Consider the following 13,136-nt stretch of genomic DNA (forward strand, 5'->3'; position numbering starts at 1 on the left):
CCTTCGTTCTAGTTTCATCAATCACTCGAAAAGAGCACAGTGTTTTCTTTCACAGCCTGATAAATTCATGTATTTTGCAATCACCTACAATGCGAAATTTATTACCGTATATAACTTATCACTTCGTACAGCTTTACCCAGGGAGGGGATTCATTTCATGAACATACGTATGGCATCAAAACACGATGTATCTGCTATCGCCGATATACATAGTACAAGCTGGCAGGAAAACTATAGCAATGTACTCTCCACAAACTACCTAGAAAAAGAAGCCCCGGCCGACAGGCTTGCGCTTTGGAATACTCGCTTCGAAAAACCACAGTCTAATCAGCAAGTCCTTGTGGCAGAGGTCGACGGCAATACCGCAGGTTTTGTCTGTCTTTTTGCCGACAAACACCCCGAATGGGGATCACATTTAGATAATCTACATGTGCGGAAAGCGTACCGTTCACTAGGTATCGGGCACACACTCTTTATTGAGGCCGCTCGCTGGGCGTATCAACAGGCGCCATCCAAAGGCATGTGCCTTCTGGTAAATCAAGATAACACCAAAGCTCAGGCCTTCTACCAACGATTAGGGGGGCGCAAAGCTCAAGAGAGTATCTGGAATGCTGCCGATGGGAGTAAGGTAGCAACCTATTGGTATGTTTGGGAACACCTGAGAGATCTGACCAATTAGAAAGTAGGAAATATGGAAGAGATCATTGGCGGCGCATTCAGGTTTATCTTTCACTTATTATTCGAGGTTGTGGCTAGAATAATCCTTGACTGTATATTCTATTTCCCCGGCTACCATATCAGTAAGTGCCTCACTCCCAAAAGAAGAGAGCCGAGTACAGCAGAAATATTAGTCGCCAGTATTTTATTTTGGTTAACCATTGGCTTAATCAGCTTTTTTATTTATTCGAACATAGGGGGAGCGTCTGTACCACAGCCCCCTACAAGTTAAATAAGACTAATACGCAACATCATTAAGCAACAATAGGTATCGATATCGCTCGAGAAGCGGCAACTAAAAGATACTCAAAATGAAAAAAATAACCATTTTAATAAGTATCCTAATTTCACCGGTGAGTGGTGCACAAAATATCTCATTGGCCGAGGCAGCACTGGAACGAACTCATCATAAAGTGCGATACGTACCAGCCTATGTCGCCATCCCCTATCCAAATGGGGATGTGCCTGCCGATACTGGAGTCTGTACCGATGTAATAATTCGCTCTTTTAGAAAGCTGGGAATTGATCTGCAAAGAGAAGTACATGAAGATATCTCTGACGACTTTCAGGCCTATCCATCAAAGCGTATCTGGGGGCTCTCCAGACCTGACAGAAATATTGACCACAGACGAGTACCTAATCTTCAAGCATTCTTTACCCGCAAGGGATTGTCACTTCCGATAACCCATAAAACGAATGACTACCTGCCTGGAGATATCGTTACCTGGGTACTACCAGGGGGACTTCCCCATATCGGTATTGTTTCCGCGAAGCTATCACAAAATACGAATCGCTACTTCATCGTACATAATATTGGCGCTGGTCCGGTCCTTGAAGATATTTTATTCTCTTATAAGGTAACCGGGCATTATCGCTATGACACCGATCTAATCAAAGAACCATCAACTAGTATTCAAGGCCGGCGCAACTAAATATCTACTATAACTACCCGATAAACACCCTACTCATTTATGCTTGAAACGATGTTGAGCGCAAAGCAATAATCCGTGCATACCGGGGCCTCATTGGCTTCTAATTCATAATCACCGTAAGCCCTGGGAACTTCCAATGGTAAGGGTACACTTCTGCTTCTGCTTCTGCTTCTGCTTCTGCTTGCTGCTATTACTTCCCCCATCCCTCGCTGCCAGTGAGGAAAAGATTTCCACCAAAAAAACAAACCCTCTGACCCTGCTGGATCCCACAACTGTGGATAAGTTTGTTAACGAGCTGCCAAACCCCATCGAAATCCGACCCCTTGGCGCTGCCCCCGTGAAATTACCAGCCTTGCCTACCCGCACCTGGATGGGCCTGAGAGATAGGGAAGGCAAACGTTTGATGACCAAGGTCTGGGGGTTTGAATACGCAGGGCGTATCCATTCTCCCGGCCCAACTATTCGCGCCCGAGAAGGCCAGCCAGTATTTGTACACTGGGCAAATGGGCTGCCCGGACCACACCTCTTCCCCGTTGATCGTTCCATTCACCTCGCCGACGTAAAGGATCCCAAAGCCGTACCTATCGTTATCCATCTTCACGGTGGCCACACCGAGTGGAAGAGTGACGGCAATCCCCTCGCCTGGTACACCCGTAATTACCGCGAGACAGGTCCACAGTTTGATAAAAAAATCTACGAGTACGATAACTCCCAGGATGCCGCCACTATCTGGTATCACGACCATACCCTGGGAATGACCCGTCTTAATGTCTATGCAGGTCTATTTGGTTTCTACTTGGTTGGCGATAAAAATGAAGATCGCCTGATTCAGGAAAAGCTGCTCCCCAGTGAAGAACACACCAGGGTTGTCGCTATCACAGACAGCTTATTTACCTCTGATGGGCAACTCTATTTTCCCGGCTGGCGGAACCAGCCTCCATCACCAGTTTCCCATGAGGTGGTAAAGGCCAATTGGCCCAACCCCTCCCATCTGGATGAATTTTTCGGTAATTTTATCCTGGCAAACGGTATGGCCTGGCCCAAAGTCAGTGTCACCCCACACGTCTACCGACTGCGGCTACTCAACGCGTCCGATACCCGCACACTGATCCTCAGGATCAACGAAGATATTCCTTTTGTGCAGATTGGCGGCGACGGTGGTTTTCTCGATCACCCAGTACAACTGGATGAGTTAGTATTGGCCCCCGCAGAACGAGCAGATGTCTTAGTGGATTTCAGTGGTTATGAAGGGCGACAACTGACATTGAGAAATTTTGGTCCGGATATCCCATTCAAAGGATTTGTGGAAGCCAATGATCCAAAGAGTTCAATTCCACTTGTCTACAACCCGGGTGGTAAACGCGTATTAAGCGATGGACGCGGTGGCACCACACCAGCCACCGACCCCAATAACACTGGCCAAGTTTTGCAATTCCATATTGCTTCGGCACCTACAAAAGTTTCTCCGGATAGACAGAAAACAGCGGCTATAGACACGATTGGAGATTTAAAGCTAACTTTAAATACCCCCCTGCGCCCTCCGCTTAATAGGCTTAGTCAAGCGAGCAAAATACGACAACTTGCCACCTACCGCCTGGACGATCCCTACGGCCGCAATCTATTGATGTTAGGTCCAGTAAAAGAAGGCTCCCTATTCTTCGAAGACCCTACCACGGAAATTATCCAGCACAACGCCGTAGAGATCTGGGAAATCTACAACCCCACGGTATCGGCTCATCCCATTCATATTCATTTAGTGGAATTTCAGGTACTGGACCGCCAGCCTTTTAAGGGAAAACTGATTCCCAAGCCGCAGAAATTTATGCACACTGATAAGACATTCCAGGGGGCACGCCTGGAAATAGAATCCCTACAGGGAAAACCCCTTCCACCTCAACCGGAAGAAAGCGGTCCCAAAGATACGGTCATCGCCCTTCCCGGCCAGGTTACCCGAGTGATAGCGCGTTTCGACCGCGAAGGCCTCTATGTATGGCACTGCCATCTGCTCTCCCATGAGGATTACGATATGATGCGGCCGTTTGAGGTATTGGCACCCAAATTATCTACTGCTGACTAATTCACTATTTTCATTTATTTCACCACCCAAACCACCAGCATTTGCTCAAAAAAAATGACACGTTAAGGGCCTATGAAGAACAGGCATACGTTCTTTATAAACGCCTTACTTTTAAAATACTCCAGGAGCAGATTCATATTTTTTTTGGAATAAGTTGGCTTAAAAACTGAGAGGGTTAATGGGAAGTTATCTATACTGAAAATCAACTGAGTAATATAATCATAATTGCTCCCACTCTTCCCTTGGGTTCTCATCATCTTATGAATTTGAAGATAGGAGCTCATCATTACTAACAACAATAATCTATTCAAAAGCAGGTTAGATTCCCGCGTACCAATATGATTTTATATTTAGGACAATGCTGGAGAGCAGCAATGAAAATACCCGTCTTGGTATTCGCTTCATTTTACCCAAAGCCGGGAAAGGAAGAAGACGTCAAAGATATTCTGATGGGGATGGTAGCGCCATCAAGAGCAGAGCATGGCAATCTAATTTATGAGTTTTGTGAACAGGCGGGCACAAAAGGTAAAGAAAAAATCTACAACCTAATTGAAAAATATGAAGATGAAACTGCGCTTGACAAACATAAAAATTCGAGCCACTACATCAATTACCGAAAGAACATAGAAGCGCTCCTAGCCGAGCCTATAGGTGTCACTAATTTAAAAGGAGTTTTCTGAAAAATCTGTACTGTAATAACAGTTGTTTTAGCCGAATTGCATATACTGGAATTACTCATTGTCGCTTTTTAAGCTTTCCCGAGTATCGATACAACATCATGAGTTGCCTGCAAGGAAAAGAGCATGTCAATAAAGAGCATCAACCCTGCAACGGGTACCTTGCTGAAAAGCTTTCCCTCTTTAAGTGACGATGAAATAGACCGGGCGCTCACAACTTCTCACAGTGCTCAGATTCATTGGAAGAATGTTAGCGTGCCGGAAAGGAGTGAATTTCTCCGCCGAACGGCCGATATCCTACTGGCAGATCGCAATATGCTGGGTCAGCTGATGACAACTGAAATGGGAAAGCCGCTGACGCAGGCTATCGCTGAGGTCGAAAAATGTGCACTCGCCTGTAAATTCTATGCAGATGAAGGTCCAAAATATCTTGCTGATGAACCTATTTACCCCCGGTGGAAATGGAATAATACGTTATCTGCCGCTTGGGACTATTCTGGCTGTAATGCCCTGGAATTTCCCACTTTGGCAAGTGTTTCGCTGTCTAGCGCCTAATTTGCTTGCCGGGAATGCACTGCTATTGAAACATGCCTCGAATGTTCCCCAGTGCGGAGAGGTAATTGCAGACATCACAAAAAGAGCCGGACTACCAGACGGCGTTTTCCAGAATCTTCTTATTGGCCCCTCAAAAGTCGCAGGTATAATTCGTGACTCTCGGACTGCAGCCGTAACTTTAACCGGCAGCGGCCGCGCCGGCACCAGTGTTGCAGTTGCGGCAGGCCGGGCACTGAAAAAATGTGTCCTGGAACTTGGGGGTAGCGATCCCTTTATTGTCCTTCCCTCTGCAGATCTGGATGCCGCTGTGTCGACCGGCGTTAAGGCACGAATTGAAAACAATGGACAATCTTGTGTATGTGCGAAGAGGTTTATCATTCATGAAGCGGTTTATAACGAATTTCTAAAGAAATTTGTTGCGACTATGGAAGCCCTAAAATTGGGCGACCCGATGCTCGAAAGCACCAACCTTGGTCCACTTGCAACTGAGGATGGTGCTGCCACTCTTGAGGATCAGGTTAAGGAGTCAGTTGCGGTAGGTGCCAGATTACTGACAGGCGGTAAAAGAGCTGATGGCTCCGGTTTTTATTTCCCGGCAACGGTTCTTGCGGAGGTTAAGGAAAATACCCGCGCCTATAAGGAAGAACTGTTCGGACCTGTCGCCGTAGTTTTAAAGGCAAACAACCTGGATCATGCTATAACACTTGCCAATGACACACCCTTCGGTCTCGCCAGTAGCGTCTGGACTCACGATAAGGAGGAAATCGAACAGTGTATCAACAGAATTGAGGCAGGACAGACTTTTGTAAATGCAATGGTTGCATCTGATCCCAGGCTGCCGTTTGGAGGTATAAAGCACTCGGGATATGGTCGTGAACTTGGTGTCCCCGGAGCTAGAGCCTTTACAAACGCTAAAACGGTCTCATTACACACTTAACGTGGTTTTAATTATTTGCACAGATATCAAACTGACAGGCTCTGCTGAAATGAAAATACTTGATTTTGATAAGATTAAAGCCTGTTGCTAGGAAGCAAGCTTTAATCGAGGATATAGAAGAAAAATTTATCCATCACATTAATAACCCAATGGAGTTGCGTAATGGATCTTGGTATTTCAGACCGTGTTGCCGTTGTCACTGGGGCAAGCTCAGGAATTGGCTATGCTATCACGGAAGAGTTCCTTAAAAATGGGGCAAAGGTTGTGCTCGTTGCACTGCGGAAAAACCGCTTGCAGGAAGCAGAGAACACGTTTCACAAGAACTTTAAAACCAAAATTATTTCAATCGCAATAGATGTCACTGAGCCTGACTCGGCTCAGCGCATCCTCGATAAAACCCTTGATGCCTTCGGGCCGCCAGAGATTCTCGTCAATAATGCCGGTCGCGCCCAAACAGGTGGCCTATTATCCTCAACCGAAGAGGACTGGGAGCAGATGACTGCAGTAAAATTTACCTCCATGCGGCGCTTGTGCAAAGCTACTATTCCCTATATGCAAAAAAAGAGATGGGGTAGGATTGTCAATATGTCATCAATTGGCGGTACTTACCCTAATCCCAAGTTATTTATTTCTCATGTCCTAAGTGCGGCTATTAATAATCTATCGAAGGCCCTGGCACTGGAAGTTGCTGCGGACAATATTCTGGTCAATGCGGTTGGAGTTGGAGCCGTAAAAACCGAGAACTGGAAAAACAATATGCTCCCTTTTATCCGCAAGACCACCCCAGGGCTTGCTCAACTCTCTGATGACGAGCTCCTCGCTCAAGTATCCAAAGAATGTACGCCGGTAAAACACCCTGGAGCACCGGAAGATATTGCCTCCCTCACCGCCTATCTTTGCTCTGCACGTAACAATTTTGTAACCGGAGATGCTATCGAGGCATCAGGTGGAGCCGATCGCTTTATGTAAGTTTAGTAAGCTCGGCAAATCTGAATCAAAAAACTGACCATGTCACCAAATACTATGAACGCAGTTTTGTCTTAAGATAACCGGAATACGGCGACTCCAAGAAACCTAAAAAGGGCACCTCTAACAATTATATTTTTATACATTTTATTGTGCTGGAATCCCCACTATGCGCTACTGATCGACACCAAAAAAGTACTTTTTAGGGGTGCCCTTATATTCCTTTCAAGCACGATGACAGGCCAACTTCTTGCCAGCAGTTCCTCTAGAATTACAATGAAATATCAAATTCTGATTGTATCTACTATCGTCGTAGGTACAGGTTTCAAAATCCTTGTGACTGTCGCCCTGCGCACAAGGCGTTTATTTATTGACCATAGAGGGGCTGTGTGTGGATAGGCAAAACCTGAATTAGTGCAGATCAAATCTGGCACCTTATGTAATTTATATATAGGCGGGTTCCAAAACAGGTTAACTACTTTGACATGTCTTAACTTTGTTATAATTTTATGTGTAATTTGTGTTCCCAAGTGGCAGCAGGTGTTTTCTTTGCCAAGTAGCCTCCAAACTTAAAGGATAACCGGGATGCCAGCAATCAACCCCATTCCAGATGCGATGAGCGTAGTGCTTGTTCAATTTTCACCTAATGCTGCATCCGATGCCACTGGCATCAAAAAAAATATCAAGAGAATCGAAGCGTATATTGATCGTGCCTGTTTATGTTTTCCTGGCGTGGACCTTATTATTTTTCCTGAATACAGCACCTACGGCTTTGGCTTCCACCCTTACGCCCAGCATTTAAAACTTGCTTCGACTATACCGGGCCCCGAAACTGAGGCTTTCGGTAAAATTGCTAAGGCCAACGGGGTTTGGTTATGCGTATCGGTTGTTGAGCGTGCACCTGAACCGAATATGAAGCCATACAATGCCATGGTGTTAATCAATACCGATGGCGAGGTCGCTCTATCTTATCGAAAAATGATCCCATGGTGTCCCATGGAACCATGGAGTCCGGGGCCAGATATGTCGGTTTGCAAAGGACCGAAAGGATCTAAGCTGGCGATTACGATTTGCTCAGACCTTGACTATCCAGAGGTGGCGCGCGAAGCAGCCTGGAAGGGGGCAAATGTTATCCTTAGGCCCGCCAAATACATGTATCCCTGGGATCATATTTGGGGCATCACCAATCAGGTGCGTGCCTATGAAAACCAAGCCTATGTGGTTGCGGTCAATCACACTGGCGAGGATAGCTCCTACGCCTATTTTGGTCGGTCTATGGCCTGCGACTTTGACGGAAAGATCATCTGTTCACTCGATGGCAGCGAAGGCATGACAAAGGTTGACCTTTATCCGCAATTGGCCGATGAGGCACGTGATAAGCGATTATCAAACAACTACCTTTACCAGCTCAAGCACCGCGGATATACAGGACTTCCACCAAGGGGAGCAACCCATAATCCCTTCACCATATATAGCGATTGGGACAATATTCCGAAACGCTGGAACCGAGACCCCAGTAAAGAGGCTGAGAAGATCTCGGATAGAGGACGGGAAATTCTGGCAAAAGCGGCACAAAAGGGGAAAGCTAAGCCACCGGACTCGGCAGGGGAGTAATTTCCTTCCCCTCTTTTCTAGAGTAGGAAGCCCTCTGCGGAAAAATATTTGGATTTCACAAGAGGGCAGGTGCGCCACCGCCAGCCCTGTAAAGGCAAATTAATCTCCAAATCGCAGAAATTTATGCACACCGATAAAATGTTCCAGTGGGCGCGACTGGAAATAGTGTCCCCACTGGGAAATTCCTTCCCATCACAACCGACAGAAAGCGATCCCAAAGATACGGTGATCACGCACTTCGATCACAAAGGCCTCTATATATGGCACTGCCATCTGCTCTCCCATGAAAAGTATTCACCAACCGATTAAAGACATCATATCTTACTACGCCAGCAAATTATCAAATCAAGAAATTTTAGACACATTACAAAATACTCCATTGAGCCTGAAACTGAGGCAAAACATATTCTTTTATTTCTTGATTCTATCTGCACTGAAATTGCAAAAGATGCTCAGGAAAATATTGTAGTGCTTAGACAGTCCATTAAGACAACTGATGCAGAAAAAATCTGCGATATGGTTGAAGATCACATATAGAGGAATCCGGATTTTAAAGCCAACCAACAAATACCCGTTAATTTGAATACAAATTAGTACCATGAGAGAGCTTTCATTTAAGGAAATTTTATATTTATGCTGCGTTCTGGAAGGGTATATCAGCCATCTTAAGCTTGATATCGAATCAGGCGAACTTGAAGGCGAAGGAAGTCTAGATCTACAAGCCTCAACTCCTCTATGAATTTACCGAGGGAGACGTAATATTTATTGTATCAGTGAAAGGCAATAAAAGTGGATCTGAGATAATGAATCTTACAATGAGAAACCCTATTTAAATTTTCTCCGCCCACAATCAATCTGAAATACTCTGAAAGGTTCTCTCCAGGAAAAGTCTTCCCCTGGAGAGTGGCAGCCACTAACTCAGCAAGGCACCAAAGCCTTAGCCACACGGGAGTTGGTCTCCCGTCCCAACTGTTCAGAAATAAAGTTCCCAGCCTCTGCCAGTAACTGTAAATCCACGCCGCTTTCAATACCCATACCATTGAGCATGTAGAGCACATCCTCACTGGCAACATTTCCTGAAGCGCCACGGGCATAGGGGCAGCCGCCGAGGCCGGCTACAGCGGAATCCACGACTGCGACGCCCATTTGCAAAGCCGCGTAGATATTGGCCAGCGCCTGGCCGTAGGTATCGTGGAAATGCACCGCAAGTTTTTCCACAGGTACGCGGGCCAACACCTGTTCCAGCATGCGCTTGGCGGCTTCCGGGGTGCCGACACCGATGGTGTCTCCTAGAGAGATTTCATAGCAGCCCATTTCCAACAGCGCGGCACTGACGTCGGCCACCTTGGCCGGGTCAATATCGCCCTCGTAGGGGCAGCCGAGTACGCAGGACACATAACCCCGCACGGGAATACCATCCTGCTTGGCTTTTTCCACCAGCGGGCGGAAGCGCTCCAGGCTCTCCGCGATACTGCAATTAATGTTTTTCTGGGTGAAAGCTTCCGAGGCCGCACCGAATACGGCGACCTCGTCGGCTTTGGCTTCCACTGCACGCTCATAGCCTTTTAAATTTGGCGTGAGCGCGCTGTAGATAACACCGTCTTTGCGCTGGATACCCGCCAGCACTTCTTCGCTGGCGGCCATTTGCGGTACCCACCTGGGGCTGACAAAACTGCCGGCTTCAATCACCGCCAGGCCGCTGGCACTGAGCTTGTTCACCAGGGCGATACGGGTCTCCACGGAGATTGGCTGCTTTTCATTTTGCAGACCATCGCGGGGGCCCACTTCTACGATTTTAACTTGCTTGGGCAAATCCATTATTGCTCCTCCCCGGCGAAATCCACCAGCAAGCTGCCACCATCCACCAGCTCACCTTCGGCGCAGAAGAACTGCTGCACGGTGCCGGCGCCGGGAGCACGCAGGGTGTGCTCCATTTTCATGGCTTCCATCACCAGCAGTGGCTGGTCTTTTTCCACTGTGGAGCCGGGCTCAACCAGCAAGGAAATTATGGTGCCGTTCATGGGGGCATCGAGGCCGTGGGCCTGGTCGTTGCTCTCGCCGATATCCGGTGGCAGCAGTTTGAATTCCACCTGGGTGCCATCGATAAATACCGCACCGCCATCGCGGGTATCCACAGCGGAGAAACTCATGCGGCGGCCATCCACCAGCATCAAGTCGCGACCCGGCAGCAGGCGAATCTCACCGCTGTTTTGTTCCTCAGGCAAGGCATCGCAAGTCCAGTGCAGGCTATTGCCCTTCGCAATAAAGCGTATTTGAGCGTGCTGGCCACGGTAGTCCACCGTCTGGGTGCGACTGCCGACCAGGGCATTGCGCCAATTATCGCCACTGTGCCAGGGGGAGAAGGGGTCCCGCTGTGGAGCGCTGTTGCGCAGGTCACACTCTTCACGCTGCTGCAGGTATCCGGCAATAGCGGCGCACTTGAGCGGCGTCAGTGTCTGCTCCTGGTGCAGGACTTCCGCTTCGTAGTCTTCGATAAAGTGAGTGGAAACACGACCACAGGCGAAAGCCTCGTGATTGATCACCCGGCGCAGGAATTCGATATTGTGACGCACACCGGCAATCTGGTAATCGCGCAGGGCGCGGTCCAGTTTGGCCAAGGCCTCTCTGCGGGTGCGGCCGTGGCAGATCAGCTTGGCGATCATTGGGTCGTAGTACACACTGATTTCATCGCCGGTCTGCACGCCGGTATCCACTCGCACGCCCTCGTCTTCCGCCGGAGGCTGGTGACGCACTAACAGACCTGTTGCCGGTAGGAAATCATTGTCCGGATCTTCGGCGTAAATCCGCACTTCCATGGCGTGGCCGTTGATCTGCAGCGCATCCTGGCTCATGGGCAGGGTGTCGCCAGCGGCGACGGCCAGCTGCCAGGCCACCAGGTCCTGACCGGTGATCATTTCCGTCACCGGGTGCTCTACCTGCAGGCGGGTATTCATTTCCATAAAGTAGAAAGCACCGCTGGCATCCAGCAAGAATTCCACTGTGCCGGCGCCCACGTAACCGATGGCGTGGGCCGCGCGCAGGGCCGCTTCACCCATACGGGCTCGCAATTCCGGACTCATTCCCGGTGCCGGGGCCTCTTCCACCACTTTCTGGTGGCGGCGCTGCACCGAGCAGTCCCGTTCGAACAGGTAGACGCCGTTGCCCTGCTGATCGCAGAACACCTGAATTTCCACATGGCGCGGGCTTACCACGTAGCGTTCCAGCAACATAATATCGTCACTGAAGGCGTTCATGGCCTCGCGCTTGGCGGCAGCCAGTGCTTCGTGGAATTCATCAGCACTGTCGACACGGCGCATGCCTTTACCACCACCGCCGGCAGCAGCTTTCAGCAGTACGGGATAACCGATGCGATTGGCGTGGCCTTCCAACAGATCTTCATTTTGGTTGGTGCCGTGGTAACCCGGCACCAGTGGCACATTGGCCTCTTCCATAATGCGCTTGGCGGCAGACTTGGAACCCATCGCCTCGATTGCACCGGTGGGCGGGCCGACAAAAATTATGCCGGCGCTGTCACAGGCACGACAAAATTCCGCATTTTCAGACAGGAAACCGTAACCCGGGTGAATGGCATCGGCGCCGGTCTGTTTCGCCGCGCCCAGTACCTTGTCGATATCCAGGTAGGAATCCCTGGCCGGGGCGGGGCCCAGGTGTACGGCTTCATCGGCCATCTGCACGTGCAGGGCATCGGCATCCGCATCGGAATAAACCGCCACGGTGGCCACCCCCAGGCGGCGGGCGGTCTTGATAATACGGCAGGCAATTTCGCCGCGATTAGCTATTAATAATTTGCGAATCATAAAAATTATCCTTCGCCGCCATTCATCCACTTGGGCGCGCGTTTTTCCAAAAACGCCGTCAACCCTTCCTGCCCTTCCGGCGACACCCTCACAGCGGCAATCAGCGCACTGGTCTGCCCTTGCAGCTCGTTGTTAATCACCCGGTTGGACATGGACATGGCCAGTTGCTTGGCCATGGCAACCGCCTTGGGGCCGTTATCGGCAATGGCGGCCACCAATTTCTGTACATGCAGGTCCAGGTCACCCTCGGCACAGACTTCGGATACCAAGCCGATCTGCTCGGCACGCTCGGCGGAGAAGCGCTCCGCAGTCACAAAATAACGGCGCGCGTGGCGGGTGCCGATGGCATTGATCACATAGGGGCTGATGGTGGCTGGCAACAATCCGATTTTAACTTCGGACAGGCAGAAGCTGGCGCGCTCAGAGGCCACCGCCATATCGCAGCAGCTCACCAGGCCCACGGCGCCACCAAAAGCAGCGCCCTGTACCCGCGCGATGGTAGGCGCAGGAAAAGTATCGAGTTTGTACAGCATGGCGGCGAGTGCGGCGGCATCGCGGCGGTTTTCCTCTTCTGAATAAGTCGCCATGCGCTTCATCCAGTTGAGATCGGCTCCAGCAGAAAAACTCTTGCCGTTGGAAGCCAGTACCAGCACGCGTACGGCAGGGTTTTGCGCCAGGGTGTCAAAGGTAGTGGCCAGTTCGTGAATCAGTTCATCGTCAAAGGCATTGTGGATTTCCGGGCGGTTCAGGGTGACCGTGGCCACGCCCTCGCTATCCACTTCGCACAGCAATTTATCGCTCATTATCATTCCTCGAATGGGGCGTCTCTCTTGCGGCGCAGGT

13 protein-coding genes are annotated in these 13,136 nt (G+C 49.4%); 10 read left to right on the forward strand and 3 right to left on the reverse strand.

Annotated features, from left to right (window positions below):
- Positions 1-157: 157 nt before the first annotated feature.
- The 10 genes from ACCI51_RS10725 to ACCI51_RS10770 all read left to right on the forward strand — a co-directional run bounded on the left by ACCI51_RS10725 (position 158) and on the right by ACCI51_RS10770 (position 8,784).
- Positions 158-679, forward strand: a complete 522-nt coding sequence (locus tag ACCI51_RS10725) for a GNAT family N-acetyltransferase (RefSeq protein ID WP_371843547.1) — start codon at positions 158-160, stop codon at positions 677-679.
- Positions 680-1,028: 349 nt separating this feature from the next.
- Positions 1,029-1,649 carry a DUF1287 domain-containing protein gene (locus ACCI51_RS10730; protein WP_371843548.1) on the forward strand — a complete coding sequence of 207 codons (621 nt, stop codon included), beginning with the start codon at positions 1,029-1,031 and terminating at the stop codon, positions 1,647-1,649.
- A gap of 136 nt (positions 1,650-1,785) precedes the next feature.
- The gene (locus ACCI51_RS10735) at positions 1,786-3,726 is read left to right on the forward strand and encodes a multicopper oxidase family protein (RefSeq protein WP_371843549.1); all 1,941 of its coding nucleotides are present in this window, start codon (positions 1,786-1,788) and stop codon (positions 3,724-3,726) included.
- A gap of 374 nt (positions 3,727-4,100) precedes the next feature.
- The gene (locus tag ACCI51_RS10740) at positions 4,101-4,406 is read left to right on the forward strand and encodes a putative quinol monooxygenase (RefSeq protein ID WP_371843550.1); all 306 of its coding nucleotides are present in this window, start codon (positions 4,101-4,103) and stop codon (positions 4,404-4,406) included.
- Between the two features lie 123 nt (positions 4,407-4,529).
- Positions 4,530-4,958 (forward strand): aldehyde dehydrogenase family protein, encoded by a 429-nt coding sequence (locus tag ACCI51_RS10745; protein WP_371843551.1) that lies wholly within the window; start codon positions 4,530-4,532, stop codon positions 4,956-4,958.
- A complete protein-coding gene (locus ACCI51_RS10750) occupies positions 4,909-5,895 on the forward strand; it encodes an aldehyde dehydrogenase family protein (RefSeq protein ID WP_371843552.1) in 987 nt (328 codons plus the stop codon). Before ACCI51_RS10745 ends, ACCI51_RS10750 begins: the two co-directional genes overlap by 50 nt.
- Positions 5,896-6,057: 162 nt before the next feature.
- Positions 6,058-6,864 carry an SDR family NAD(P)-dependent oxidoreductase gene (locus ACCI51_RS10755; RefSeq protein ID WP_371843553.1) on the forward strand — a complete coding sequence of 269 codons (807 nt, stop codon included), beginning with the start codon at positions 6,058-6,060 and terminating at the stop codon, positions 6,862-6,864.
- A 147-nt stretch (positions 6,865-7,011) separates the two neighbouring features.
- Entirely contained in the window at positions 7,012-7,260 is a 249-nt protein-coding gene (locus tag ACCI51_RS10760; protein WP_371843554.1) for an ABC transporter permease, read from the forward strand.
- Positions 7,261-7,446: 186 nt separating this feature from the next.
- Entirely contained in the window at positions 7,447-8,475 is a 1,029-nt protein-coding gene (locus ACCI51_RS10765) for a nitrilase-related carbon-nitrogen hydrolase (protein WP_371843555.1), read from the forward strand.
- Between the two features lie 48 nt (positions 8,476-8,523).
- A complete protein-coding gene (locus ACCI51_RS10770; RefSeq protein ID WP_371843556.1) occupies positions 8,524-8,784 on the forward strand; it encodes a cupredoxin domain-containing protein in 261 nt (86 codons plus the stop codon).
- Positions 8,785-9,393: 609 nt separating this feature from the next.
- Here ACCI51_RS10770 and ACCI51_RS10775 read toward each other — a convergent pair.
- The 3 genes from ACCI51_RS10775 to ACCI51_RS10785 are packed head-to-tail and all read right to left on the reverse strand — an operon-like array spanning position 9,394 to position 13,096.
- Positions 9,394-10,293 carry a hydroxymethylglutaryl-CoA lyase gene (locus ACCI51_RS10775; RefSeq protein WP_371843557.1) on the reverse strand — a complete coding sequence of 300 codons (900 nt, stop codon included), beginning with the start codon at positions 10,291-10,293 and terminating at the stop codon, positions 9,394-9,396.
- Entirely contained in the window at positions 10,293-12,293 is a 2,001-nt protein-coding gene (locus ACCI51_RS10780; RefSeq protein ID WP_371843558.1) for an acetyl-CoA carboxylase biotin carboxylase subunit, read from the reverse strand. The genes ACCI51_RS10775 and ACCI51_RS10780 overlap by 1 nt, the downstream gene beginning before the upstream one ends.
- Positions 12,294-12,298: 5 nt before the next feature.
- Positions 12,299-13,096, reverse strand: coding sequence for an enoyl-CoA hydratase/isomerase family protein (locus ACCI51_RS10785; protein WP_299582276.1), 798 nt, complete (start codon positions 13,094-13,096; stop codon positions 12,299-12,301).
- Positions 13,097-13,136: the final 40 nt, after the last annotated feature.

The sequence above is a fragment of the Microbulbifer echini genome (assembly GCF_041447225.1).
GTDB lineage: Bacteria > Pseudomonadota > Gammaproteobacteria > Pseudomonadales > Cellvibrionaceae > Microbulbifer > Microbulbifer echini.

Bases quoted from the DNA above. Each gene is read 5' to 3' on its own strand.
- ACCI51_RS10765 (WP_371843555.1), top strand. From the start codon at position 7,447: ATGCCAGCAATCAACCCCATTCCAGATGCGATGAGCGTAGTGCTTGTT.
- ACCI51_RS10725 (WP_371843547.1), top strand. From the start codon at position 158: ATGAACATACGTATGGCATCAAAACACGATGTATCTGCTATCGCCGAT.
- ACCI51_RS10730 (WP_371843548.1), top strand. From the start codon at position 1,029: ATGAAAAAAATAACCATTTTAATAAGTATCCTAATTTCACCGGTGAGT.
- ACCI51_RS10780 (WP_371843558.1), bottom strand. From the start codon at position 12,293: ATGATTCGCAAATTATTAATAGCTAATCGCGGCGAAATTGCCTGCCGT.
- ACCI51_RS10745 (WP_371843551.1), top strand. From the start codon at position 4,530: ATGTCAATAAAGAGCATCAACCCTGCAACGGGTACCTTGCTGAAAAGC.
- ACCI51_RS10785 (WP_299582276.1), bottom strand. From the start codon at position 13,096: ATGAGCGATAAATTGCTGTGCGAAGTGGATAGCGAGGGCGTGGCCACG.
- ACCI51_RS10755 (WP_371843553.1), top strand. From the start codon at position 6,058: ATGGATCTTGGTATTTCAGACCGTGTTGCCGTTGTCACTGGGGCAAGC.
- ACCI51_RS10735 (WP_371843549.1), top strand. From the start codon at position 1,786: ATGGTAAGGGTACACTTCTGCTTCTGCTTCTGCTTCTGCTTCTGCTTG.
- ACCI51_RS10775 (WP_371843557.1), bottom strand. From the start codon at position 10,293: ATGGATTTGCCCAAGCAAGTTAAAATCGTAGAAGTGGGCCCCCGCGAT.
- ACCI51_RS10750 (WP_371843552.1), top strand. From the start codon at position 4,909: ATGCCCTGGAATTTCCCACTTTGGCAAGTGTTTCGCTGTCTAGCGCCT.
- ACCI51_RS10740 (WP_371843550.1), top strand. From the start codon at position 4,101: ATGAAAATACCCGTCTTGGTATTCGCTTCATTTTACCCAAAGCCGGGA.